Raw genomic sequence first — 22,797 nt, 5'->3', positions numbered from 1 at the left:
TGCCCGGGATTGCCGCATGACGTGACGATGCTGCCGAACAGCATCTGGTCGAAGAGAGAAAGCCGAGCACGATGGTCCCGCGTTATACCCGTCCCGCCATGGCCGCCATTTGGGCCCCCGAGAACCGGTATCGGATCTGGTTCGAAATCGAGGCTTTGGCATGCGAGGCCATGGCGCAGTACGGCGGCGTGCCGGCCGAGGCCGCGCGCGTGGTGCGCGAGAAGGGCGACGCCGCGATGGCCGCGTTCTCGCAGGCCGATCTGGACCGTATCGACGAGATCGAGGCCGAAACGCGCCACGACGTCATCGCCTTCCTGACCTGGCTGGCCGAAAAGATCGGCCCGGAAAGCCGCTTCGTGCATCTGGGCATGACGTCGTCGGACGTGCTGGATACCTGCCTGTCGGTGCAACTGGTCCAGGCGACCGACATGCTGCTGGCGGATCTGGACGCCGTGCTGGAGGCGCTGAAGCGCCGGGCGTTCGAGCATAAATATACGCTGACCATCGGGCGCAGCCACGCGATCCATGCCGAGCCGACCTCGTTCGGCCTGAAGCTGGCGGGCCATTACGCCGAATTCGCCCGCAATCGCGAGCGGCTGGTGCGCGCCCGCGCCGAAATCGCCACCTGCGCCATTTCGGGCGCCGTGGGCACCTATGCGCATGTCGATCCGCGCGTCGAGACCTTCGTGGCCGAGAAGCTGGGGCTGGAGCCCGAGGGCGTTTCGACCCAGGTGATCCCCCGCGACCGCCATGCCGCCTATTTCTGCACGCTCGCAGTCATCGCCAGCGGCATCGAACGCCTGGCGGTCGAAGTGCGTCATCTGCAGCGCTCCGAAGTGCGGGAGGCCGAGGAATTCTTCCACCCGGGCCAGAAGGGCTCGTCGGCGATGCCGCACAAGCGCAACCCGGTGCTGTCGGAAAACCTGACCGGCCTGGCGCGGCTGGTGCGCGCCCATGTCATCCCGGCGCTGGAGAATGTGGCGCTGTGGCACGAGCGCGACATCAGCCATTCGTCGGTCGAGCGGAATATCTGCCCCGACGGCACGATCGGGCTGGATTTCGCGCTGGCCCGTCTGGCCGGCATGATGGACAAGCTGGTGGTCTATCCGGACCGCATGCTGGCCAACCTGGAGAGCCTGGGCGGGGTCGTGCATTCCGGCGAGGTTCTGCTGGCTCTGGCACGCGCGGGCATCCTGCGCGAGGACGCGTACCGGATCGTCCAGCGCAACGCCATGGCGACCTGGACCCGGCTGGGCGAGCCGGATGGCCGCACCTTCCGCGAGAATCTGGACGCCGACCCCGAGGTGGCGGGCCGCGTGCCGGCCGAGGTGCTGGATGCGGCGATGAACAGCGATGCCCATCTGGGCGCGCTGGATCACAGCTTTACCCGCGTCTTCGGCGAAGCCGGCCCGGCGCGCGGCTGAGGTTCGGGAGGAGGCAGAGACCCGAATGTGTACGATCGTCCTGTCCTTTTCCCCCGGTTCCGCCTGGCCTCTGCTGTTCGGCGCCAACCGTGACGAACGGCTGGACCGCTTGTGGGACGCACCCGGCCGCCATTGGCCGGATCGCCCCGCGGTGGTCGGGGGGCGGGACAGGCTGGCCGGCGGGTCGTGGCTGGCCCTGAATGATTCGGGCGTCGTTGCCGGCGTGATGAATCGCGTGGGCAGCCTGGGGCCGGCGCCGGGCAAGCGTTCGCGCGGCGAACTGCCCCTGCTTGCGCTGGAACACGCCACGGCCGCCGAGGCCGCGCGGGCGATCGGCAATCTGGATGCCGGCGCGTGGCGGTCGTTCAACATGGTGGTTGCCGATCGCAACGATGCCTATTTCATCTCCGGCCTCGGCTATGCCACGCCGGAGGTCAGGGCGCTGGAACCGGGCACCCACATGGCCGCCACGACCGAGCCCGACGACATGTCCATTCCCCGGATCGGACGGCACCTGCCGCGCTTCCGCGAGGCCGGGCGCCCGGTGCCACCGGACTGGACCAGTTGGACGCGCCTGATGTCCGACCGTTCGCTGCCCGCCGGCAGCGAACTGAACATTCCGCCGCGCGCGGGATTCGGCACATGCAGCTCATCGCTCATCGGCCTGCCGGCCGATCCGGCCGGTGCGCCGTCCTGGTATTTCGCCGCCGGCGCGCCGGATCGTGTGGGCTATGCGGCGGTGGATCTGCCAGCCGCCTGAGCGACCGGCGACGCCGTCATGGCGCGCCATCAAGGGAATGGTATCTTCCGCGATCAATCATTGCTATGAGGCAGTCGCATTCCAGGGGCCCTGACCGGGCCCCATATCGGACGGCATGCAGGACATGCCTCCATCAGCCGCATGAAGGACGAGTATGGCCCGCCGTCGTCAGCTCTACGAAGGAAAAGCCAAGATCCTCTTCGAGGGTCCGGAACCCGGGACGCTGGTCCAGTATTTCAAGGACGACGCCACGGCCGGAAACGGGGCGAAGAAGGGGATCATCACCGGCAAAGGCGTGCTGAACAACCGCATCAGCGAACATCTGATGCTGCGTCTGCACGATATCGGCATCCCGACCCATTTTATCCGCCGCCTGAACATGCGCGAGCAGCTGATCCGCGAGGTCGAGATCATCCCGCTGGAAGTCGTGGTGCGCAATGTCGCCGCCGGCAGCCTGGCGAAGCGGCTGGGCATTCCCGAGGGCACGCGCCTGCCGCGCACGATCATCGAATATTACTACAAGAACGACAGCCTGAACGACCCGATGGTCAGCGAAGAGCATATCACGGCCTTCGACTGGGCCTGCACCCATGATCTGGACGACATGGTTGCGCTGACCATGCGCACGAACGATTTCCTGACCGGACTGTTCGTCGGCATCGGCATCACGCTGGTCGATTTCAAGCTGGAGTTCGGCCGGCTGTGGGAAGGCGACGAGATGCGCATCGTCCTGGCGGACGAGATCTCGCCCGACAATTGCCGCCTGTGGGACGCGAAGACCAGCGAGAAGCTGGACAAGGACCGCTTCCGGCGCGACCTGGGCCGTGTCGAGGAAGCATATCAGGAAGTGGCCTGGCGGCTCGGCATCCTGCCCGAGGCCACGAATTCCGACATGAAGGGGCCGGAGGTGATGCAATGAAAGTACGCGTGACGGTCATGCTGAAGGACGGCGTGCTGGACCCGCAGGGCAAGGCCGTGGGCCATGCGCTGCATGTGCTGGGCTTCGGCGGCGTGGGCGAGGTGCGGATCGGCCGCGTGATCGAGCTGGAGCTGGACGAGACCGATCCCGCCGCCGCGCGCGAGAAGGCCGATGCCATGGCGCGCGGCCTGCTGGCCAACCTGGTGATCGAGGATTTCGTGACCGAGGTGGTGGCATGAGCGCGCGTCGTTCCATCCTGCTGGTTGCCGCCCTGGCGGCCGGCCTGCCGGCCTCGGCCATGGCCCAGCGGGTCTCGACCCTGCAGGGCGGGCGGTTCCTGGAACTGTGCAGCCGGGCCCCCAGCGTTGCGATCTGCGACGCCTACCTGTCCGGCCTGGCCGATTCCGTCGCCCTGACGCATGTCTATGACCGCAACGAGGGCGACAAGGCCGCGCCGACGGGCTTCTGCGTCAAGTCCGGCGTGACCAGCGCCGAGATGCGCGGGCATGTCGTGTCGTGGCTGCGCGCCCATACCGACCAGTTGTCCAAGCCGGTCGGCGAACTGGCCTTTACCGCCCTGCATGAGTCCTATCCCTGCGGTGGCGGCAAATGAAGGCCGGAATCGTCGTCTTTCCGGGCACGAACCGGGAACGTGACATGGCGATCGCGCTGCGGGTCGTGACCGGGCGCGAGCCGGTGATGATCTGGCATGGCGAGACCGACCTGCCGGATCTGGACCTGGTCGTGCTGCCCGGCGGGTTCAGCTACGGCGATTACCTGCGCTGTGGCGCCATGGCGGCCCATGCCCCGATCATGCCCGCGATCCGCCGCTTCGCCGAAGCCGGCGGCCATATCCTGGGTGTGTGCAACGGCTTCCAGATCCTGACGGAAGCCGGTCTGCTGCCGGGGGCGCTGCTGCGCAACGGCGCGCTGCGCTTCCTGTCGCAGGATTGCCATCTGCGGGTCGAGCGCAACGATACGCCCTTTACCCGCCGCTGGAACGCGGGCGACGTGTTCCGCGCCCCCATGGCGCATGGTGACGGCAACTATATCGCCGATGACGCCACGATCCGCGAGCTGGAAGACAGCGGGCGCATCGCGTTCCGCTATTCGCGGCCCGACGGGCGTGTCGATGAAGGCGACCGGCAGACCAATCCCAATGGCAGCGTCAAGGCGATTGCCGGCGTGCTCAGCGCCAATCTGCGGATCTGCGGCATGATGCCGCACCCCGAAGACCTGGTGGACCCGCTGATGGGCGGCGAAGATGGAAAGCCCCTGTTCGAAGGGCTGGTGGAGGCTCTGGTCCGATGAGCAGCGCAACGGGGCAGAAGCCCGTGACCGAAGATCTGGCACGGGAATTCGGGCTGACGGCCGAAGAATACGGCAATGTGCTCTCGATCATGGGGCGCACGCCCAGCCTGACCGAGCTGGGCATCTTTTCCGTCATGTGGTCGGAACATTGTTCCTATAAATCCTCGCGCGTGTGGCTGCGCACGCTGCCGACCACGGCGCCGTGGGTCATCCACGGCCCTGGCGAAAACGCGGGCGTGGTCGATATCGGACAGGGGCTGGCCGCCATCTTCAAGATGGAAAGCCATAACCACCCGTCCTTCATCGAGCCCTATCAGGGTGCCGCGACCGGTGTGGGCGGCATCCTGCGTGACGTGTTCACCATGGGCGCGCGGCCGGTCGCCAACCTCAACGCGCTGCGGTTCGGCAGCCCGGAGAACCCGCAGACCCGCCGCATCGTCGACGGCGTGGTGCGCGGCATCGGCGGCTACGGCAATTGCGTCGGCGTGCCGACCGTGGGCGGGGAAATCAATTTCCATCCGGCCTATGACGGCAACCCGCTGGTCAATGCCATGACGGTGGGCATTGCCCGCCAGGATCGCATCTTCCTGTCCGCCGCGGCGGGGATCGGCAATCCGGTGGTCTATGTCGGCTCCAAGACCGGGCGCGACGGTATCCATGGCGCGACCATGTCGTCCTCCGAGTTCGACGAGGACGCGCTGGCCAAGCGCCCGACGGTGCAGGTCGGCGACCCGTTCGTGGAAAAGCTGCTGATCGAGGCGTGCCTGGAACTGATGGCCACCGACGCGATCGTGGCGATCCAGGACATGGGCGCCGCCGGCCTGACCTCCTCGTCGGTCGAGATGGCGGGCAAGGGCGGGGTGGGTATCGACCTCGACCTCGATGCCGTGCCGCAGCGCGAGCGCGGCATGACCGCCTATGAGATGATGCTCTCCGAAAGCCAGGAGCGCATGCTGATCGTCATTCACCCGGACCGGACCGAACTCGCGCGCGCGATCTTCGAGAAATGGGAACTGGATTTTGCGATCATCGGCCACCTGACCGATACCGGCCATATCGTCGTGCGCCATCAGGGGCGCGTCGAGGCCGATATTCCGCTGGACCCGCTGGCCGACCAGGCGCCGCTCTATCGCCGCCCGACCGCGCCTTCGCCCGAGCCGGCACCGCTGGGCCCGATCACCGACCCGGTCGGGATCGAACAGGCGCTGATCCGTCTGATCGGCTGCCCGGACCTGGCATCGCGCGCCTGGGTGTGGAACCAGTATGACAGCACCGTGGGCGGCCAGACCGTCAAGCGGCCGGGTGCGGCCGATGCCGCGATCGTCAAGGTCGAGGGCACGTCGCTGGGCCTGGCGCTGACCACGGACTGCACGCCCCGCTATTGCCGGGCCGATGCCCGCCAGGGCGGCGCGCAGGCCGTCGCCGAAGCGTGGCGCAACATCGTGGCGACCGGTGCCCGTCCGCTGGCGGTGACCGACAACCTGAATTTCGGCTCGCCGGAAAAGCCCGAGGTGATGGGGCAGTTCGTCGCCGCCATCGAGGGCATGGGCGAGGCCTGCCGCGCGCTGGACTTCCCGGTCGTCAGCGGCAATGTCTCGCTCTACAACGAGACCCGCGCGCCGGACGGATCGTCGGTTTCGATCCTGCCGACGCCGGCTATCGGCGGCCTGGGCGTGCTGGACGATGTGAATCGCGCCATCGGCCTGGCCATGCCGGACGAGGGCACGCTGGTCCTGGTCGGTGCCACCCGTGGCGAACTGGGCCAGTCGCTGTGGCTGCGCGAGATCCATGGGCGTGAAGACGGCGCCCCGCCCGCGATCGACCTGGCGGCGGAGCGCCGCAACGGCGATTTCGTCCGTCAGCAGATCGAAGGCGGCCATGTCCTGGCCTGCCACGACGTGTCCGATGGCGGGATTCTGGTTGCGCTGGCCGAGATGGCGATGGCGGGCGAGGCCGGGTGCATCCTGTCCGCCCCGCAATCGGGCATGCGGCCCGAGGCGTTCTGGTTCGGCGAAGACCAGTCACGATATGTTGTGGCGGTGCGTGACGCCGGGGCCTTTACCGTTGCTGCAACGGCGGCCGGGGTGGAAACGCGGGTCCTCGGCCAGGTGGGGGGCGACGGTTTGACTTTGCCCAGCGGCGCCACAATATCGAAGGCGCGGCTGAAAGCGGTCAATTCGGCGTTTTTCCCCGCCCTGATGGACGATTGAGCGACAACGTCGCGAAGGAGGAACGCCGATGGCGATGACGGCACAGGAGATCGAAACCTATATCCGCACCGCCCTGCCGGATGCCGCGATCAGTATCGAGGATCTGGCGGGCGACGGCGATCATTATGCTTGCACCGTCGTCAGCGAGGCCTTTCGGGGGTTGTCGCGCGTCCGCCAGCATCAGATCGTCTATGCGGCGCTTCAGGGGCATATGGGTGGCAAGCTGCATGCCCTGGCCCTGCAAACCACCGCCCCGGACTGAATAAACGCCCCCATTATGCGGCCGCCCCCGGCCGCCTACTGCACAGGACTGAACAAATGGCTGAAACCATCGCGCAGCGTATCCAGAACGATATCGATACCAACCCGGTCATGCTGTACATGAAGGGGAACGCCCTGTTCCCGCAATGCGGGTTCTCGGCCCGCGTGGTGCAGATCCTGAATCACACCGGCGTGCCGTTCCAGACCGCGAACGTGCTGGAAGATCCGGAACTGCGTCAGGGGGTCAAGGACTTCACGAACTGGCCGACCGTGCCGCAGCTCTATGTGAAGGGCGAGTTCATCGGTGGCTGCGATATCGTGACCGAAATGTTCCAGACCGGCGAACTGGAAAAGCTGTTCGCGGAAAAGGGGATCGTGTCGGCCTCGGCCTGATCCCTCGCACCTTACGATCTGAAGAACGGGCCGGTCGCCATGACTGGCCCGTTTTTTATATTGGGCCCGCGCCCTTTCTCTTGTCGCGCGCCCCGCCTTTCGTTTAGCTTTCCCTTATCGGGTTGGTGTGAGGTGATGGATGTTCCAGGCAGTATTCAGGAAGACCGCGTTCTGCGCACTTGGAGCCGGGCTGTTCCTGCTGGCCGCCACTCCCCACAGCGCACAGGCGCATGTGGTGACGAATGACGAAGCCAGGCGACTGACCCTGGATGCCTTGACCGCAATCCCCATGCCGGTCCGGCACGTTGCCTATCATCGTGACACGCGCGCCATGCATGTGGCTTCGATCAGCGACCTCCATTCGGCCCGTGCGACCGTCCGCTCACGCGGTTTGGTCCATAATGTCGTCTATCATCCCCATGCCGTGGCATCGGCCCGGCATACCGCCCGCAAGGGGCGCCACCGCACCTGATCCGTACCGCGCCCGCCCGGCACCGACGCCCCCGGAACCTATGCTTCCGGCCTGAAGGCGTCGGCGATGTGGTGTACGGACCCGTCAGCGGTGACCAGCAGAACATCGAAGCGCATTTGTCCGCACACCCAGTCGGGATGTGCGGCGCACAGCGCCGTCGCCGCATTCGCCAGACGGCGCATCTGGTGACGGGTCAGGGATTCCGCTGCCTCGACATAGGACGGGCGGCATTTGACCTCGCAGAACGCCAGCAGATCGTCGCGCCGCGCGACAAGGTCGATCTCGCCCCAACGTGTGCGGGCCCGATGGCCCAGGATCGTCCATCCACCCTGCCGCAGCCATGCCATGGCCGTCTGTTCGGCATGCAGCCCCCGGGCGTGAGAGGCCGCCCCGCGCACCTGCCGACGGGCGCGCAATCCGGCCGAGAGTTGATCCTTGCCCCATTCCGGCTGCACCATCGACCGTCCTGACCCTTCTCTTCGCGTCGGTTCGAACAGTGCCCCGCCGCGCCCGCTTCGACAATGCCGCCGCCCATCATCCTGGATCGAGCTGACGCATGCTGATCGTGTACTGGCAAACCGTGCTTCTGCTGGTGTTTCTGTTCCGCATTGCGGTTGCAGCCTTGGTGACGGGGCATGTCCTGCTGAACAAGAAGGATGTCGGCGCCGCGATCGGCTGGATCGGCATCACCATCCTGATGCCGTTCACCGGCGGGACATTGTACGCGATGTTCGGCATCAACCGGGTGCATCGCCGGGCGCGCAAGCTGATCGGGCGGGCCTCCTGGCACAGCCGCACGCTTTCCTCCCGCTGGAAGCGCGCCGAAGAGGGCAGCTTTGCCCCGCTGGCGCATATGGTCGGCAAGCTGACCGGCCGGCCGCTGATGGGCGGCAACCGTGTCGAGATGCTGCATAACGGCGACGAGGTCTATCCGCAGATGCTGGCGGCGATCGAGGGCGCCACCAGCAGCGTGCTGCTCTGCTCCTACATCTTTCGCGGCGACGCGGCGGGCCAGCGGTTCCTGGCCGCGCTGATCCAGGCCCATCGGCGCGGCATTGCGGTGCGGGTGCTGGTCGATGGGATCGGCAGCGGTTATTTCCGCTGCCAGATCGCATCCGCCCTGCGTCGGGCCGGGGTGCCGGTGGCCCGTTTCATGCACTCGATGCTGCCCTGGCGCATGCCCTTCATCAACATGCGCAACCACAGGAAGATCCTGGTGGTGGATGGCCATCTGGGCTTCATGGGCGGGCTGAATATCGGGGTGGAAAACCTGATGGCGACCCACCCCCGCCATCCGGTGGCGGATACGCATTTCCGGCTGGAAGGCCCGATCGTCCATCAATTGACCGAAGCCTTCGCCCAGGACTGGTCCTTTGCCTGGGGCGAAGACCTGCCGCCGGCCTCGATCTTTCCCGAGATGACGTCGAAGGGCGAGACGCTGGCGCGAATCGTGACGGCGGGACCGGATTCCGATCTGGAAAAGATCGAATATACCATGCTCCAGGCCATTACCCTGGCCCGACAGTCGGTACGGCTGATGACGCCCTATTTCCTGCCCGGCGATCGCTTCCTGAGCGAACTGGCCTTGGCGGCCCTGCGCGGGATCGAGGTCGATATCGTGGTGCCGCGACACAGTAATCACACGCTGATCGACTGGGCCCGTTCGGCCAACCTGCCGCGCTTTCTCGATTCCGGCTGTCGCGTCTGGCAGGCACGGCCGCCCTTCAACCATTCCAAGCTGATGGTGGTGGACCGGCACTGGACCTGCGTCGGCAGTTCCAACCTGGACGTGCGCAGCCTGCGCCTGAATTTCGAAATCAATCTGGAAGCCTATGACGATGCGCTGGCAGCGCGGATCGACGATTTCATCGTCATGCACCGGCAGGATCGCCTGACCCATTACGATCTGGACCGCAGGTCGCTGCCGATCCGCCTGCGGGATTCGGCGGCGCGGCTGTTCCTGCCTTACCTGTAGTCCGATCGCTCTAGTCGCACCGCGATCGGCCGGTGGTCCGACGCGTAACGGTTCAGCACCCGTGCCTGGGTGCAGATCAGGCCCCGCACCAGGCATCGGTCGATCCGGATCGGGAGCATGTCGACCATCCGGTGGGTTGGCGCGCGTGGTCCCACATCGCGGAAACTCGGCATCAGGGTTGGACCGACCAGGTTGAAATCCCCCAGCACGGCGGCATGGGACGGCAGGATCTGGACCAGCCGGCGCAACTGGCGGCGATTCATGATCTGGCCGTGCGACAGATGGACATTCGCCACCGAAAAACCGAAGGCCGCGCATTCGATCACCTGCGCGACCCGGCGCACCAGCGGGCCGGAGGGCAGGGTGCAGGCCAGGGGGGGGCGCCGGAACGGGCCGGGGCTCCAGCAGGCGACACCATGAATGCGGCCCGGCAGGGGCGAGCGGGCGTAATGACCGCCGATCAGATGGGGCAGGGCATCGAAATCCTCGGTCGTTTCCTGCATCAGCAGCAGGTCCGGCCGTTCCTCCTCGATCAGGTGAATCACGTCGCGCGGCGTGGCGCCGACGCGATGCAGCAGGTTCCAGCTGACGATCTTGCGCTCCGACCCGATGACGGGCGCCGGCAGATGGGCCGGGCGCGGGCGCTGCCCCGGGCGCGGAGGCAGCAGCGGGGAGGGGTGGGTAATGCTCATGATTCGATGAAGGTCTCCTCTATTCGGGCAGTTTTTCCCGCCCGGCCAGGCACGTTGGCAGCAAATTCGGCCGTGAGCGTGTAGCCCACGCCCAGCAGCACCGGGCCGAGGAAGATCCCCAGCGCGCCGAAGGTCCACACTCCGCCCAATACGCCCAGGACCGTCAGCAGATAAGGGAGTTGCGCGCCGCGCGAAATGAACATTGGCCGGATGACATGATCGACCCCCGAAATGATGAAGGTCCCGAACGCCACCAGGCAGATTCCGCGCCAGAGATGATGCGTCAGCATCAGGGCCAGCGCCCCCGGTATCCAGATCAGCGGTGCCCCGATCGGCAGCACCGCGACCCCGGCGGTAATCATGCCGAACAGCACCGGTTGCGGCAGGCCGGTCATGGCGAAACCCAGCCCCGTCAGCACGCCCTGGATGATCGCGGTGCCCAGGATACCATAGACCGTCCCGCGGATGGTCCGGCCGATGATGCCGATGATCCGGTCGGCATAGGCGCCGGCGATGCGCCGGATGACGGCCGCGAAGGTCGCGCCCAGCGCATCGCCGCCCAGCCAGAAGAAGAAGGCGATGAACAGCGCCATGCCCAGATGGACCAGCCCGCTGGCAACCAGCATCAGGCCGCTCAGCATCGATTGCGCGATATTGCCGGCATAGGGCAGCAGCATGTGTTCGACATGACCCAGATCGGTGGCCCATTGGGTCCATTTATTCGCCAGATCGGGGCCGACAAGGGGAATGCGCGACAGCCATGTGGGCGCGGGCAGGTGGAACGACGTCAGCGAGGTCGTCAGCCGCTCGAACGTGCCGGGGAGGTCCGCGATGCTGGAACTGACCACGATCACCAGCGGCACGGCGACGACCAGCGTCGTCAGCACCGTCATGATCACCGCACCCACTACCGGCCCCATGTTCCGTCGGATGCGGACATAGATCGGCCAGGTGGCGAAGGTCAGGATCGCCGCCCAGAGCAAGGCCGACATGAAGGGATAGAGGATGGCGCCGCACCCGAAGGCGACACCGCCCAGCAACAACCCCATCATGATGCGCTCGGTCATTGATTCCCGCCATGGCTTGCGACGCCGGAGCGCATCCGGCACCGCCTGATGATGTGGCAGCGCACCGGGATGGTAAAGGGCCGCGAGGCAGCGATGGTTGATCGGGAGCGAAGCACTCCGCTAAGGACGATCAGTGCTTCGGATACCCCGCCGCTTTGTCTGGGCCCGGAACAGCACCGAACCGTGATGGGGTCCCTATCGATGCATGCGTCCATTCATCCCCTGATCTCGCCCGCCCGGCTGCTGGAGATCCTCTCCGCGCCGGACCTCGTCCTGCTCGACGCCACGATGGCCCTGCCGGGTGAGACGTTCGATCCGGCGCAGCGTTTCGTCGAAGCCCGGCTGCCGGGGGCCCGCCGCTTCGACATCGAGCAGTTTTCCGACCCTGAAACCGTCTTGCCGCACATGATCCCGACCCAGGCGCGCTTCGCGGCGCTGGCGGGCGCGCTGGGTCTGTCCGACGCGGCGCATGTGGTCTTCTACGACCAGGGCAATGCGGCATCGGCGGCGCGGGGCTGGTGGCTGGCCGGGCTGTTCGGGCTGGAGCGTGTCCAGGTGCTGGATGGCGGCCTGCCGGCATGGCAGCGGGCCGGCGGCCCGGTCGAGAACGGCCCGCCACCGGCCGTGGCCGCGGCCACTTTCCGCCCGGCGCCCCGCTTTGTGCGGGTCGCGGGGCTGGGTGACATGCGTGACCATGTGAGGCGCGGGGACCGGCTGATTCTCGATGCCCGCGCCCACGGGCGCTTCACGGGCGAGGTGGCCGAGCCCCGGCCGGGTCTGGCGTCCGGCCACATGCCGGGTGCACACAACCTGCCGTTCGGCAGGCTGCTGGACGACAACCGCGCGTTCCTGCCGCCCGAGATCCTGCATGCGCGTTTTGCCGAGGCCGGTGTGACCGAAGACCGGCGCGTCATCACCAGTTGCGGGTCCGGCGTGACGGCGGCGGTGCTGTCGCTGGGACTGAGCATCTGCGGCCGCGCGGGCGATGCGCTGTATGACGGTTCCTGGGCCGAATGGGGATCGACACCCGGGGCGCCGGTGGAAACCGGGGCGGGGCGAGGCGCCGTTTCGTGACCGATCGCGAAACCCTGCATCAGGCCGTATCGCGCGGCTGGCGCGAGATGGGCACCCTGCTGGTCCATCTGGCCCGCGACCTGCCGCCCGATGCGCGCGGCACCCTGGTCAACCAGCCGCCGACGCGCGGTTCGACCGTGCTGTTTCCGACCGTTGCGGACATGAACCGCAACGGCACCAGGCGCTATGATCACGAGCTGATCTATGGCGCCATGGGGACGCCGATCCAGCACGAACTCGAAGCCGCGATCGCCGCCATCGAGGGCGCGCGCCATGCCCAGATCGTGTCCTCGGGCCTGGCTGCCTGCACCACGCCGCTGCTGGCATTCCTGGGCAAGAATGGCCATTGCCTGATTCCGGACTCGGTCTACGGCCCCACACGGCGCTTCGCCAACACGGTGCTGCGCCGTTTCGGGGTGGAGACCACCTATTATCCGCCGCTGATCGATGCCGAAGGGCTGCGGGCGATGATGCGGCCCAACACCCAGGTGGTGGTCGCCGAAAGCCCCGGCAGCCATACGTTCGAGGTCCAGGACATCCGCATGATCGCCGACCTCGCGCATGAGCATGGCGCACGGCTGATGCTGGACAATACCTGGGGTGTCGGCATCTTCCGTCCGTTCGACCATGGGGTCGATATTTCGGTGCAGGCCCTGACCAAATATCCCGCAGGTCATTCGGACAGCATCATCGGGGCGGTGTCGGTCGTGGACGAGCAGGACTGGCATGTGCTGCGCGATACCTGCATCCAGCTTGGCCAGGTGGCTGGCCCGGACGATTGCTGGCTGACCCTGCGCGGCCTGCGCACCATGGGGGCGCGGCTGGAGCGGCAGTCGCGCAGCGCGATCGACGTGGCGCTGTGGCTGCAGGCTCGGCCGGAAGTCGCACGCGTGCTGCATCCGGCCCTGCCGTCCTGCCCCGGACACGAGATATGGCGGCGCGATTTCAGTGGCGCTTCCGCCCTGTTCGGGGTGGTGTTCCGGCCGGACTACAGCCAGGAGGCGATGGTTGCCATGATCGACTCCCTGACCCTGTTCGGGATCGGGGCCTCGTGGGGCGGATATGAAAGCCTGGTCCTGCCCACGACCGGCGGCATCGTCCGCACCTGCGCGGCGGATTGCGGCCCCGCCTGCCGCCTGCATATCGGCCTGGAAAATCCCGAGGATCTGATTGCCGACCTGTCGGCAGGGCTCGAAGTACTGACAGGCGCTGCGTCCTACAGCGACTGACCACGCCGGCCCCGTTTCCGTCCTGCGCCTGCGGTGATACGCAGGCATGACGGGCGGGTGCTTCAACCCGGCAGGCAACAGACGCGCCATCGCCGCCTCGCGCGGCGGTCGCCGATCGGAAACGTGACATGGTGGATGGCGATTTTATCGCGCGGCGCATTCTTCTGACCAATGATGACGGCATCGATGCGCCGGGGTTGGCCATTTTGGTGGAGATCGCCGCCACGCTGGCGCCCGAAATCTGGGTGGTGGCGCCCGAGCGGGACCAGAGCGGCACCTCGCACGCGCTCAGCCTGCACGACCCGCTGCGGGTCGTGCAGCGGGGAGAGCGGCGTTATGGCGTTACCGGCACGCCGGGCGACTGCGTGGTGATGGGTGTGAGCCATCTGATGGCCGATCAGCCGCCCGACCTGATCCTGTCAGGCGTCAATCGCGGTGCCAATCTGGGCATGGAGACGGTGTTTTCGGGAACCGTCGGGGCGGCGATGACCGGATTGCTGCTGGGCATTCCCTCGATCGCGCTGAGCCAGCTCTTCACCCGCGACCAGCCGGTGCGGTGGGAGACGGCGCGGGCGCTGGCGCCTGCCGTCATTCGCGCCATGTCCCGGCTGGAATGGGCGCGCGACGCCTGCCTGAACATCAACTTCCCCGACCGTCCGCCCGAACTGGCAGGCGGCCCGGTGCTGACCAGCCAGGGGGCAGGATTGCTGGGCGGCGCCGCCATCACGGCGCGCACCGATCCGCGCAACGGCGCCTATCACTGGCTGAGCCTGACCCGGTCATCCACCACCGACGACGAGGGGACCGAAACGGAAGCCGTCTTGTCCGGAAAGGTGTCAGTCACACCGCTGCGCTTCGAGCGCACCGATCAGGGCGTGCTGGAGCGGATGCGCGCCGCGCAGGCCCGTGTCTGATCGGAATTCTCTATTATATGATTTAAAAATAAAGAGTTATAATATTTTCCTGCGCTGAGGCGCATCAGGATCAGCCGGCTTGTCCGGCTTTTTTTGCGTCCAATTTCTGGGCGACCGCAAAAAACTATTGCAAGGAACCGTCCAATGATGGCTACCTTGCATAAGAAGGTTCCGTGCAGTGCAGAGCCCATTCAAGGATCGAGACGTCGTGGACAGCAATCTCGTCCAATTCAAGAAAGGGGTGCTGGAACTCTGTGTTCTCGCACTCCTCGCGCGGTCGGACTCATACGGCTACGACATCGCCAGCCGTCTGTCCGCCGCCATCGATATGGGTGAGGGAACGATCTACCCCCTGATGCGCCGGATGCAGAAGGACGGATTGGTCTCCACCTATCTGGTCGAATCATCGTCCGGCCCCCCGCGAAAATATTATCGCCTGACCGAAGGCGGCCGAAACAACCTCAATGCCCAGAAAGCGGCCTGGACCGACTTCACGCGTGCCGTTGCCGCCATTCTGGAACTCGATCTGGAGAAGACATCATGAATGAGCGGGATTCGTTTCTCCGGAGGCTGAGGAGTGGCCTGTGGGGCCTGCCGCGGCCGGCCATCGACGACATCATCGCCGATTACGAGGGGCATTTCGATGCCGGGCGTGCGGCCGGGCGCAGCGATGCCGATGTCGCTACGGCCCTGGGCGACCCGTCGCGTCTGGCCCGCGAACTCCGCGCCGAAGCCGGCCTGCGCCGGTGGGAGGACGAGCGGAGCCTTGCCTCGGCCCTGGGCGTGATCGTGGGGGTGATCGGCCTGGCGGCACTGGACCTGTTCGTGATCATGCCGGTCCTGATCGGCATCGTGACCACTTTGTTCGCCTTCCTGCTCGTCGGGCTGGTGGCATGCCTGGGCGGGGGCTTCGCGCTGCCGTTCGCGCTGGTCACGAACTTCCCGGGTTTCATGGGCGACCGGTTGCAGGCCGCGTTGCTGAGCCTGGGCGTGCTGGGTGGCGGGGCCTCGCTGACGGCGTTCTGCGTCCTGTTCACGATCGGGCTGGTCAATCTGCTGGTCCGTTACGGACGGGCCCATTACCGGCTGATCACCGCGGGATCGAACAGCCGGTTGCGCGACTGATCGCGGATTCCGACTCAAACGATTTGATATCAGAAAGTTAGTCACGATTGCGCCCGATCGGGCGAGGAGATTCCAATGATACGTGGACTCATTTTGGTGGCGGTGGGGGGCGCGGCCCTGTCCATGGCCTGTTTCGGGGTGGCGGCGGTACGCGGCCCGACCAACTGGCATTTTTCCACCTTCGACCTGCTCCATTACGATGACGATGACGACGCGCCGGCAGGGCCGACGGTCTCGCACAAGCTCGACTGGAAGGGCGGCGAGGCGCTGACCTTCGAGCTCCCGGCCAGCATCGTCTATACGCAGGGGCCGGCCCCCGGCATCACCGTCAGCGGGGCAAGCGATATCGTCGACCGGGTGACGCTGAACGGCGACGTGCTCGCCCTGGACCATGTCTCGCACCATCACTGGCACAATGGCCATCTGCGGATCGTCGTCACCGCGCCGGCCCTCAAGACACTGACCCTGCGCTCCGCCGGATCGCTGACGCTGAACGACGTGGCGGTGGATCATCTGTCCCTGACCGTGGAAGGGGCCGGCAGCGTGACCGGGCACGGCAAGGCGGACATGGTGATGCTGAGGGTCGCGGGAGCGGCGCAGGCCGACCTGTCGGACATGGTGGTGCGCGACGCGGATGTCGGGATCTCCGGTGCCGGGCATGTCAGCATCGGGCCCAGCGGGCATGCCTCCGTCCGCCTCAGCGGCGTCGGGGCGGTGGAGCTGACCCGCAAGCCGGCGTCGCTGACGAAGGAGATCAGCGGCATCGGCTCCATAACGGTCGATGACGGTGATCAAGACGATCACGACAGCGATCATGACAAACCGGCCGTGAGGGAAAAAGAGGGCGACGTTCAGCTCTGACCTGGGCAATGCGGGGGAAGTGAGTGGTGCTCCTTCTTCCCCCCAGTGCGTTGTGGCTCAGGGCTCGTGTGACTGGGGTTCCGCTTCGCCTGGCGTGACGGATTTCGAACGCACCAGCCAGTAGACGCCCCCCAGGGCCAGCACAGCCGCCGACAGCGCCAGCATTTCCATGACGTTCACGCCACTGAGGTCGAGAACGATGAATTTGCGGACGGTCGCCATCATGCCGATCAACAGTACCGACCGCATACGGACCAGGCTGTGCGACTGTGCCTCCGGCAGGACCAGAATGGAGTGCTTGAATTCCAGCGCGATCAGGACGGTAAAGAACAGGCCGAAAATGCCCTGGAGGACAGACGGGTCGGTCGGCTGCAACCCGGTGGTGAGCAGCAGATGGATGACGGCCACCACCACATGCAGCAGGCCGACGCAGGCGACCGCCGCGATGCAGAGGGTCAGGACCAGCATCGCGATTTCCTCGAACAGGTCGAAAAGCGTGCCGACCCTGATGAAACCCGGTATGCGCTCGATCATGAATACTCCCTTTACCGTCGCCACGAAGACGGAACCGCGACCGACCTGACTTTAATTGCGCCTATATAGCAAATTTCCGTGATGTGTCAGAAGCCCAACACCGCATCCCCGCCGAACGTGAACATGCCGGCGTTGCGCAGATCGTTGAACGGGGTCGTACCGCTCAGCGAGCGGTCGAAGCGGATTTCCGGACGGATCTCGAACAGGCTGACGCCATGACCGGGTGAAGGGTGCCAGGTCAGGCCCAGCGTCAGCGCGCCATAGGTCGTCGGCGGGGCGGATTGCGTGTCCGCCGGCTTGCCGAGCGTCGCGCGCATATAGGCGTCGTTGCCCAGGAAACTGGTCACGACCAGCCCGGTATTGTCGCGGTAGATCTCGCCACGATAATTGAACGTGAGCGACGGCGTGACCTGATAGCTCAGGAAGCTGACGAAACTGTAGGTATCGGCACGTATGCCCTCGTCATGCAGGGCGTTGAATTCGCCGGTCACCGACAGGCGGTCGCTGATCTTGTAGGTTGCGTTCAGGTCGTTCCAGAACCGCTGCGCGCTGCTGGCACGGTTCCCCAGCGCGCGCACGGCATTTTCCGGCCCCACGCGGCCCAGATAGATGAAGGACAGGCGCCCGTCCGCGAAGCCGGTGCCCGAAAGACCGAAATAGCCGGCGGCGGCGGCGTTGTTGTCGGCTCGGCCGAACGAGACCTGGTTGCCGGTATCGACCCCGAACAGCACATCGAACCGGTCGGTGGCATGCCACTGGAACATTGCCCCGACATGCTCGAAGGGCGTCGAATACTGGGTGGTGTAGGCCAGTGTGTAGAAAGGGCGGGTGGCGGGGTCCAGCGTTTCCACCCCCATCGGCGAGCCCAGGATGCCGGCCTGCATGTCCAGCCCGTGCCGCGTCAGCCAGGGCAGATGCATGTCCAGATGGGCCTCGGCGGGTATGAACTGGTATCGCCCGCTCATCATCCGGTCAGTGATGCCGGCGATTTCGTAATATCGGGCATCGGCACCATACAGGGCCTTGACCTTGAAGCCGATCTGATAGGTGGGCGCGTTCTGGTCCACGGCGCGCGCCACGGCCATGGTGATTTGATCGAGTTGCGCCTGATTGGCATGATCGCCGATGAATTCACCAAAATTATTGCCGTTCGCCGGCCGGGCGGGGTTGGCGTTGATGCCACCCTCGATTTGTCCGTGCAGCGTCACGTCGCTCCACCAGTCCTGGATTGTCCCGGCGTGAGCGTCGGTCAGATGGCCGATCATAAATACGATGCCTGTCAGGGCCGGCAGCAGCCTGTCCCGCGTCGCAGGGCGACGGAGAGTGGCATGAATGGATTTCATCATTGTCCTGTTCTCGAATGAACGGGGGTACGTCTCTTCGCCCGATTGAACGGGCGGCAGCCGGCCGGTGCCGTGCAGAGCTAGGCCAGCCGATCAGGCCGTTGCAAGGCCATGAGGCGCGACGCAGGGGCGATTTGGCCGAATTCCTATGAGTTTCCTATGGGATCGCGCCGATCCCCCTCTCTCATCCCTATGACGATCGGATGGATAATCCCGCTGTTTCCAAGGGAGATGTCCCATGCTCGATTTTTTCTATTTCACCCTGGGTCTGGCCGGGTTCGCCGTATGCATCGGCTTCGTGGCAGCGTGTGCGAGGATCTGAAGGCAATGAACCTCGATCTCATTCTGGGAGCCATGGTGACGGTTGGACTTCTGGCCTACGTCACCGCGGTTCTCGTCCGTCCGGAAAGGTTCTGATGCCATGTCCGTGACCGGCTGGACCACCATCTTGGTCTTTTTCCTGACGATCGTCGTGCTGGCACGACCGGTCGGCGGCGTGCTGACACGGGTGCTGGCGGGCGAGCGCACGCTGCCCAGCCGTATCCTCGGGCCGCTGGAGCGCGCGTTCTATCGCCTGTCCGGCGTCAACCCGGACGAGGAACAATCCTGGAGCCAGTATGCCCTTGCGGTTCTGGCCTTCAAGCTTGTGTGCTTCGTCGCGGTCTATCTGATCCTGCGGCTACAGGCGCACCTGCCCCTGAATCCGGCTGGACAGGCGGCGGTGGCGCCGGACCTGGCCTACAACACCGCCATCAGCTTTCTGACCAACACCAACTGGCAGAGCTATGCGGGCGAGACGACGATGAGTCATCTCAGCCAGATGCTGGCGCTGACAGTACAGAATTTCGTCTCGGCCGCCGCCGGCATCGCCGTCGCGGCGGCTGTCATCCGCGGCTTCACCCGTCGCGAGGTGGGGACGATCGGCAATTTCTGGGCCGATCTGACGCGGCTTACGCTCTATGTCCTGTTGCCTGCCTGCCTCGTGCTGGCTCTGTTCTTCGTCTGGCAGGGCGTGCCGCAGAGCCTGTCGGGCGTGGTCGACGCGACAACATTGGAAGGCGCACACCAGACCATCGCCCTGGGGCCTGTGGCATCGCAGGAAGCGATCAAGATGCTTGGCACCAATGGGGGCGGGTTCTTCAACACCAATTCCGCCCATCCGTTCGAGAACCCCGATGCCCTGACCAATTTCGTGCAGATGGTCTGCATCTTCGCGCTCGGTGCCGGGCTGACCAATATGTTCGGCCGCATGGTGGGCAACGAACGGCAGGGCTGGGCAATCTTCGCGGCGATGTCAGTCCTGTTCATGGTGGGGGCCGGCATTCTCTACTGGTCTGAGTCCCATGCCAATCCGGCCTTTGCCGCGCTGGGGGTCGATCCGATCCAGGGCAATATGGAAGGCAAGGAGGTCCGTTTCGGTATCGTGGGTTCCGCGCTGTTCGCCGCCGTGACCACGGATGCGTCATGCGGCGCGGTGAACGCGATGCATGAAAGCTTCCTGCCGCTGGGCGGGATGGTGCCTCTGGTCAACATGATGCTGGGCGAAATCATCTTCGGCGGCGTGGGGTCCGGGCTCTACGGCTTTATCCTGTTCGCGATCATTGCCGTGTTCATGGCCGGCCTGATGGTGGGGCGGACGCCGGAATATCTCGGCAAGAAGATCGAGGCGCGCGAGTTGAAGATGACGATGCTGGCCGTGCTGTGCCTGCCGTTGGTCATGCTCGGCTTTACCGCCCTGGCGGTGGTGGTGAGTCCCGGCACTTCGGCTCTGTCGGCTGCCGGACCGCATGGATTTTCGGAGGCGCTCTACGCCTATACTTCCGCCGCCGCCAACAATGGCAGCGCCTTTTCGGGCCTGACGGCCAACCCGTTCTGGAATGTCACGCTGGGCATCGGGATGATGATCGGCCGGTTCTTCGTGATCGTGCCCGTCCTTGCGATTGCCGGCGCCATGGCGGTCAAGAAGAACGTTCCCACGACATCGGGCACGTTTCCCACCGATGGCGGCCTGTTCATCGGGCTGGTCACCGGAGTGATCCTGATTGTCGGCGGCCTGACCTTCCTGCCGGCGCTGGCGCTGGGCCCGATCGTCGAACATCTCTCGATGCTGCGCGGCATCTTCTCGTGACTGGTGGATTTCCTGCGATGAACACCCATTCCTCCCATTCGTCGGCGCGGCAGGGCAGCCTGAGGCGGACTGACCTGATCCTGCCTGCGATCGTCGAGAGCTTTCACAAACTCGACCCCCGAATCATGTGGCGCAATCCCGTGATGTTCGTGGTCGAGATCGTGACGATCCTGACTACGATCCTGCTGATACGCGACCTGCTGACCCATGCCCCGCAGCCCGGCTTCGCGATCCAGATCAATCTGTGGCTGTGGTTCACGCTGCTGTTCGCCAATTTCGCCGAAGCCATCGCCGAAGGGCGCGGCAAGGCGCAGGCCGACAGCCTGCGCCGTACCCGCACCGAAACACGGGCCAGGCGGCTCCTGGCCAATGACATGGGCGCCTATACGCGGCTGGGCCTGTACCAGCAGATTCCGGCGCCGGAACTGCAACCCGGTGATGTCGTACTGGTGGAAGCCGGCGATTTCGTCCCGAGCGACGGAGAGGTGATCGACGGCATCGCCTCGGTCGACGAATCCGCGATCACGGGCGAATCCGCGCCTGTGATTCGCGAGAGTGGCGGCGATCGTTCGGCGGTGACCGGAGGTACCCGCGTGCTGTCCGACTGGATCATCGTGCGGATCACCGCCGCCCAGGGATCGACGTTCCTGGACCGGATGATTGCGCTGGTCGAAGGGGCGCAGCGGCAGAAGACACCGAACGAGATCGCGCTGACGATCCTGCTGGCGGGCATGACGCTGATCTTCATCTTCGCGGTCGCGACCATCCCCAGCTTCGCCGCCTACGCGGGTGGGCATATCAGCGTGCTGATCCTGGTTGCGCTGTTTGTGACGCTTATTCCCACGACCATCGGCGGCCTTCTGTCCGCGATCGGCATTGCGGGCATGGACCGGTTGATCCGTTTCAACGTGCTGGCCATGTCAGGACGCGCGGTAGAGGCGGCGGGTGATGTCGATACGCTGCTGCTGGACAAGACCGGGACGATCACCATCGGCGATCGCCAGGCGGCCGATTTCATACCGGTGCCAGGGATCATGGCGCGGGAGCTGGCCGATACCGCGCAACTTGCCTCGCTGGCGGACGAGACGCCGGAGGGCCGGTCGATCGTCGTGCTGGCCAAGGAACGCTTCGACATTCGCGGTCGGGAGATGCATGCGCTGGACGCGCATTTCGTGCCCTTCACCGCGCAGACGCGTATGAGCGGCGTCGACATCGGGACCCGCCAGATCCGCAAGGGCGCGGTGGACAGCGTGCTGGCCACCGTGCCGCCTGGACCAGCCGAACGCGCGCTGCGCGACATCGCCGAAACGGTCGCCCGTGGCGGCGGTACCCCGCTGGCCGTGGTCGATGGCGGGCGCCTGCTGGGCGTGGTGCATCTGAAGGACGTGGTGAAGGGCGGCATCCGAGAGCGCTTCGCCGAACTGCGCCGGATGGGGATCCGCACCGTGATGATCACCGGCGACAACCCGCTGACGGCGGCGGCGATCGCGGCGGAAAGCGGGGTAGACGATTTCCTGGCCCAGGCGACACCCGAGGCGAAGCTGACGCTGATCCGCAGGGAACAGGCAGACGGCAAGCTGGTGGCGATGTGCGGCGACGGCACGAACGACGCGCCCGCCCTGGCCCAGGCCGATGTGGGCGTGGCGATGAATACCGGCACCATGGCGGCGCGCGAGGCAGGAAATATGGTCGATCTGGACAGCGACCCGACCAAGCTGATCGAGATCGTGGGGATCGGCAAGCAGCTGCTGATGACCCGGGGCGCGCTGACGACTTTCTCCATCGCCAATGATGTCGCGAAATATTTCGCGATCATCCCGGCGATGTTCATCGGCTTCTATCCGCAGTTGGGGGCGCTCAACATCATGCATCTGGTCACGCCGCAAAGCGCGATCCTGTCCGCGATCATCTTCAACGCGCTGATCATCGTCGCGCTGATTCCCCTGGCGCTGCGGGGCGTGCATTACCGGCCTGTGGGCGCCGAGGCGCTGCTGCGGCGCAATCTTCTCGTCTACGGCCTGGGTGGGCTGGTTGCCCCCTTCGTCGGCATCAAGCTGATCGACATGCTGGTCACCAGCTTTGGTCTTGTATGAGGATAACATGAC

The 22,797-nt window shown here is 65.6% G+C and carries 25 protein-coding genes; 20 read left to right on the top strand and 5 right to left on the bottom strand.

Annotated elements, in window-relative coordinates; genetic code table 11:
* Positions 1 to 71: 71 nt before the first annotated feature.
* The 10 genes from purB (at position 72) to HLH29_RS02705 (ending at position 7,750) form a co-directional block, all read left to right on the top strand.
* Entirely contained in the window at positions 72 to 1,424 is a 1,353-nt protein-coding gene (purB, locus tag HLH29_RS02750) for an adenylosuccinate lyase (protein WP_182964491.1), read from the top strand.
* A gap of 25 nt (positions 1,425 to 1,449) precedes the next feature.
* Complete coding sequence (locus HLH29_RS02745; RefSeq protein ID WP_182964490.1) at positions 1,450 to 2,184, top strand: NRDE family protein; 735 nt, start codon at positions 1,450 to 1,452, stop codon at positions 2,182 to 2,184.
* 154 nt (positions 2,185 to 2,338) lie between these two features.
* Positions 2,339 to 3,103, top strand: a complete 765-nt coding sequence (gene purC / locus HLH29_RS02740; RefSeq protein ID WP_182964489.1) for a phosphoribosylaminoimidazolesuccinocarboxamide synthase — start codon at positions 2,339 to 2,341, stop codon at positions 3,101 to 3,103.
* Complete coding sequence (gene purS / locus HLH29_RS02735) at positions 3,100 to 3,342, top strand: phosphoribosylformylglycinamidine synthase subunit PurS (protein ID WP_114728364.1); 243 nt, start codon at positions 3,100 to 3,102, stop codon at positions 3,340 to 3,342. Before purC ends, purS begins: the two co-directional genes overlap by 4 nt.
* On the top strand, positions 3,339 to 3,716 hold the full coding sequence (locus HLH29_RS02730; protein WP_182964488.1) for a Rap1a/Tai family immunity protein: 378 nt from the start codon (positions 3,339 to 3,341) through the stop codon (positions 3,714 to 3,716). The genes purS and HLH29_RS02730 overlap by 4 nt, the downstream gene beginning before the upstream one ends.
* On the top strand, positions 3,713 to 4,414 hold the full coding sequence (gene purQ / locus HLH29_RS02725) for a phosphoribosylformylglycinamidine synthase subunit PurQ (RefSeq protein ID WP_182964487.1): 702 nt from the start codon (positions 3,713 to 3,715) through the stop codon (positions 4,412 to 4,414). Before HLH29_RS02730 ends, purQ begins: the two co-directional genes overlap by 4 nt.
* Positions 4,411 to 6,624 carry a phosphoribosylformylglycinamidine synthase subunit PurL gene (gene purL, locus HLH29_RS02720; RefSeq protein WP_182964486.1) on the top strand — a complete coding sequence of 738 codons (2,214 nt, stop codon included), beginning with the start codon at positions 4,411 to 4,413 and terminating at the stop codon, positions 6,622 to 6,624. The genes purQ and purL overlap by 4 nt, the downstream gene beginning before the upstream one ends.
* A 28-nt stretch (positions 6,625 to 6,652) precedes the next feature.
* Entirely contained in the window at positions 6,653 to 6,886 is a 234-nt protein-coding gene (locus tag HLH29_RS02715) for a BolA family protein (RefSeq protein ID WP_182964485.1), read from the top strand.
* 56 nt (positions 6,887 to 6,942) lie between these two features.
* A complete protein-coding gene (gene grxD / locus HLH29_RS02710; RefSeq protein WP_182964484.1) occupies positions 6,943 to 7,278 on the top strand; it encodes a Grx4 family monothiol glutaredoxin in 336 nt (111 codons plus the stop codon).
* Between the two features lie 139 nt (positions 7,279 to 7,417).
* Positions 7,418 to 7,750: a hypothetical protein gene (locus HLH29_RS02705; protein ID WP_182964483.1), complete on the top strand. Its 333-nt coding sequence runs from the start codon at positions 7,418 to 7,420 to the stop codon at positions 7,748 to 7,750.
* Positions 7,751 to 7,788: 38 nt separating this feature from the next.
* On the opposite strand, the gene HLH29_RS02700 is transcribed toward HLH29_RS02705, so the two are convergent.
* Complete coding sequence (locus tag HLH29_RS02700; RefSeq protein ID WP_246373702.1) at positions 7,789 to 8,208, bottom strand: YraN family protein; 420 nt, start codon at positions 8,206 to 8,208, stop codon at positions 7,789 to 7,791.
* A 98-nt stretch (positions 8,209 to 8,306) separates the two neighbouring features.
* On the opposite strand from HLH29_RS02700, the gene cls reads away from it, so the two are divergent.
* Positions 8,307 to 9,725, top strand: coding sequence for a cardiolipin synthase (gene cls / locus HLH29_RS02695; RefSeq protein ID WP_182964482.1), 1,419 nt, complete (start codon positions 8,307 to 8,309; stop codon positions 9,723 to 9,725).
* Here cls and HLH29_RS02690 read toward each other — a convergent pair.
* Both HLH29_RS02690 and HLH29_RS02685 read right to left on the bottom strand, forming a co-directional pair.
* Positions 9,716 to 10,417, bottom strand: coding sequence for an endonuclease/exonuclease/phosphatase family protein (locus HLH29_RS02690; RefSeq protein ID WP_182964481.1), 702 nt, complete (start codon positions 10,415 to 10,417; stop codon positions 9,716 to 9,718). The genes cls and HLH29_RS02690 overlap by 10 nt on opposite strands.
* Entirely contained in the window at positions 10,414 to 11,484 is a 1,071-nt protein-coding gene (locus tag HLH29_RS02685; RefSeq protein WP_182964480.1) for an AI-2E family transporter, read from the bottom strand. The genes HLH29_RS02690 and HLH29_RS02685 overlap by 4 nt, the downstream gene beginning before the upstream one ends.
* Before the next feature lie 213 nt (positions 11,485 to 11,697).
* Here HLH29_RS02685 and HLH29_RS02680 point away from each other — a divergent pair, with 213 nt between their 5' ends.
* From HLH29_RS02680 to HLH29_RS02655, 6 genes are all read left to right on the top strand, one after another.
* The gene (locus tag HLH29_RS02680) at positions 11,698 to 12,558 is read left to right on the top strand and encodes a sulfurtransferase (RefSeq protein ID WP_182964672.1); all 861 of its coding nucleotides are present in this window, start codon (positions 11,698 to 11,700) and stop codon (positions 12,556 to 12,558) included.
* Between the two features lie 47 nt (positions 12,559 to 12,605).
* On the top strand, positions 12,606 to 13,787 hold the full coding sequence (gene metC, locus HLH29_RS02675) for a cystathionine beta-lyase (protein ID WP_246373727.1): 1,182 nt from the start codon (positions 12,606 to 12,608) through the stop codon (positions 13,785 to 13,787).
* A gap of 128 nt (positions 13,788 to 13,915) precedes the next feature.
* On the top strand, positions 13,916 to 14,701 hold the full coding sequence (gene surE / locus HLH29_RS02670) for a 5'/3'-nucleotidase SurE (RefSeq protein ID WP_182964478.1): 786 nt from the start codon (positions 13,916 to 13,918) through the stop codon (positions 14,699 to 14,701).
* A 208-nt stretch (positions 14,702 to 14,909) separates the two neighbouring features.
* Positions 14,910 to 15,245 (top strand): helix-turn-helix transcriptional regulator, encoded by a 336-nt coding sequence (locus HLH29_RS02665; protein ID WP_182964477.1) that lies wholly within the window; start codon positions 14,910 to 14,912, stop codon positions 15,243 to 15,245.
* On the top strand, positions 15,242 to 15,826 hold the full coding sequence (locus HLH29_RS02660) for a DUF1700 domain-containing protein (RefSeq protein WP_182964476.1): 585 nt from the start codon (positions 15,242 to 15,244) through the stop codon (positions 15,824 to 15,826). Before HLH29_RS02665 ends, HLH29_RS02660 begins: the two co-directional genes overlap by 4 nt.
* 75 nt (positions 15,827 to 15,901) lie before the next feature.
* Positions 15,902 to 16,687: a GIN domain-containing protein gene (locus HLH29_RS02655; protein ID WP_182964475.1), complete on the top strand. Its 786-nt coding sequence runs from the start codon at positions 15,902 to 15,904 to the stop codon at positions 16,685 to 16,687.
* 57 nt (positions 16,688 to 16,744) lie between these two features.
* Here the strand turns inward: HLH29_RS02655 and HLH29_RS02650 are convergent, their stop codons facing one another.
* Both HLH29_RS02650 and HLH29_RS02645 read right to left on the bottom strand, forming a co-directional pair.
* A complete protein-coding gene (locus tag HLH29_RS02650) occupies positions 16,745 to 17,221 on the bottom strand; it encodes a phosphate-starvation-inducible PsiE family protein (RefSeq protein ID WP_182964474.1) in 477 nt (158 codons plus the stop codon).
* An 86-nt stretch (positions 17,222 to 17,307) separates the two neighbouring features.
* Positions 17,308 to 18,486: an outer membrane beta-barrel protein gene (locus tag HLH29_RS02645; RefSeq protein ID WP_246373725.1), complete on the bottom strand. Its 1,179-nt coding sequence runs from the start codon at positions 18,484 to 18,486 to the stop codon at positions 17,308 to 17,310.
* Positions 18,487 to 18,891: 405 nt separating this feature from the next.
* Here HLH29_RS02645 and HLH29_RS02640 point away from each other — a divergent pair, with 405 nt between their 5' ends.
* From HLH29_RS02640 to kdpB, 3 genes are read left to right on the top strand one after another with little or no spacing between them, the layout of a single operon-like run.
* Positions 18,892 to 18,981 carry a potassium-transporting ATPase subunit F gene (locus tag HLH29_RS02640; RefSeq protein ID WP_182964472.1) on the top strand — a complete coding sequence of 30 codons (90 nt, stop codon included), beginning with the start codon at positions 18,892 to 18,894 and terminating at the stop codon, positions 18,979 to 18,981.
* A gap of 4 nt (positions 18,982 to 18,985) precedes the next feature.
* Positions 18,986 to 20,692, top strand: coding sequence for a potassium-transporting ATPase subunit KdpA (gene kdpA / locus HLH29_RS02635; protein WP_182964471.1), 1,707 nt, complete (start codon positions 18,986 to 18,988; stop codon positions 20,690 to 20,692).
* Positions 20,693 to 20,709: 17 nt separating this feature from the next.
* Positions 20,710 to 22,785 (top strand): potassium-transporting ATPase subunit KdpB, encoded by a 2,076-nt coding sequence (gene kdpB / locus HLH29_RS02630; RefSeq protein ID WP_182964470.1) that lies wholly within the window; start codon positions 20,710 to 20,712, stop codon positions 22,783 to 22,785.
* The last annotated feature ends 12 nt before the right edge of the window (positions 22,786 to 22,797 follow it).

Origin of the sequence: Gluconacetobacter tumulicola, assembly GCF_014174215.1 — a bacterium.
GTDB lineage: Bacteria > Pseudomonadota > Alphaproteobacteria > Acetobacterales > Acetobacteraceae > Gluconacetobacter > Gluconacetobacter tumulicola.
This window is presented reverse-complemented; position numbering and strand designations above follow the sequence as displayed.

Bases quoted from the DNA above. Each gene is read 5' to 3' on its own strand.
- purB (WP_182964491.1), top strand. From the start codon at position 72: ATGGTCCCGCGTTATACCCGTCCCGCCATGGCCGCCATTTGGGCCCCC.
- HLH29_RS02745 (WP_182964490.1), top strand. From the start codon at position 1,450: ATGTGTACGATCGTCCTGTCCTTTTCCCCCGGTTCCGCCTGGCCTCTG.
- purC (WP_182964489.1), top strand. From the start codon at position 2,339: ATGGCCCGCCGTCGTCAGCTCTACGAAGGAAAAGCCAAGATCCTCTTC.
- purS (WP_114728364.1), top strand. From the start codon at position 3,100: ATGAAAGTACGCGTGACGGTCATGCTGAAGGACGGCGTGCTGGACCCG.
- HLH29_RS02730 (WP_182964488.1), top strand. From the start codon at position 3,339: ATGAGCGCGCGTCGTTCCATCCTGCTGGTTGCCGCCCTGGCGGCCGGC.
- purQ (WP_182964487.1), top strand. From the start codon at position 3,713: ATGAAGGCCGGAATCGTCGTCTTTCCGGGCACGAACCGGGAACGTGAC.
- purL (WP_182964486.1), top strand. From the start codon at position 4,411: ATGAGCAGCGCAACGGGGCAGAAGCCCGTGACCGAAGATCTGGCACGG.
- HLH29_RS02715 (WP_182964485.1), top strand. From the start codon at position 6,653: ATGGCGATGACGGCACAGGAGATCGAAACCTATATCCGCACCGCCCTG.
- grxD (WP_182964484.1), top strand. From the start codon at position 6,943: ATGGCTGAAACCATCGCGCAGCGTATCCAGAACGATATCGATACCAAC.
- HLH29_RS02705 (WP_182964483.1), top strand. From the start codon at position 7,418: ATGTTCCAGGCAGTATTCAGGAAGACCGCGTTCTGCGCACTTGGAGCC.
- HLH29_RS02700 (WP_246373702.1), bottom strand. From the start codon at position 8,208: ATGGTGCAGCCGGAATGGGGCAAGGATCAACTCTCGGCCGGATTGCGC.
- cls (WP_182964482.1), top strand. From the start codon at position 8,307: ATGCTGATCGTGTACTGGCAAACCGTGCTTCTGCTGGTGTTTCTGTTC.
- HLH29_RS02690 (WP_182964481.1), bottom strand. From the start codon at position 10,417: ATGAGCATTACCCACCCCTCCCCGCTGCTGCCTCCGCGCCCGGGGCAG.
- HLH29_RS02685 (WP_182964480.1), bottom strand. From the start codon at position 11,484: ATGACCGAGCGCATCATGATGGGGTTGTTGCTGGGCGGTGTCGCCTTC.
- metC (WP_246373727.1), top strand. From the start codon at position 12,606: ATGGGCACCCTGCTGGTCCATCTGGCCCGCGACCTGCCGCCCGATGCG.
- surE (WP_182964478.1), top strand. From the start codon at position 13,916: ATGGTGGATGGCGATTTTATCGCGCGGCGCATTCTTCTGACCAATGAT.
- HLH29_RS02660 (WP_182964476.1), top strand. From the start codon at position 15,242: ATGAATGAGCGGGATTCGTTTCTCCGGAGGCTGAGGAGTGGCCTGTGG.
- HLH29_RS02655 (WP_182964475.1), top strand. From the start codon at position 15,902: ATGATACGTGGACTCATTTTGGTGGCGGTGGGGGGCGCGGCCCTGTCC.
- HLH29_RS02650 (WP_182964474.1), bottom strand. From the start codon at position 17,221: ATGATCGAGCGCATACCGGGTTTCATCAGGGTCGGCACGCTTTTCGAC.
- HLH29_RS02645 (WP_246373725.1), bottom strand. From the start codon at position 18,486: ATGATCGGCCATCTGACCGACGCTCACGCCGGGACAATCCAGGACTGG.
- HLH29_RS02640 (WP_182964472.1), top strand. From the start codon at position 18,892: ATGAACCTCGATCTCATTCTGGGAGCCATGGTGACGGTTGGACTTCTG.
- kdpA (WP_182964471.1), top strand. From the start codon at position 18,986: ATGTCCGTGACCGGCTGGACCACCATCTTGGTCTTTTTCCTGACGATC.
- kdpB (WP_182964470.1), top strand. From the start codon at position 20,710: ATGAACACCCATTCCTCCCATTCGTCGGCGCGGCAGGGCAGCCTGAGG.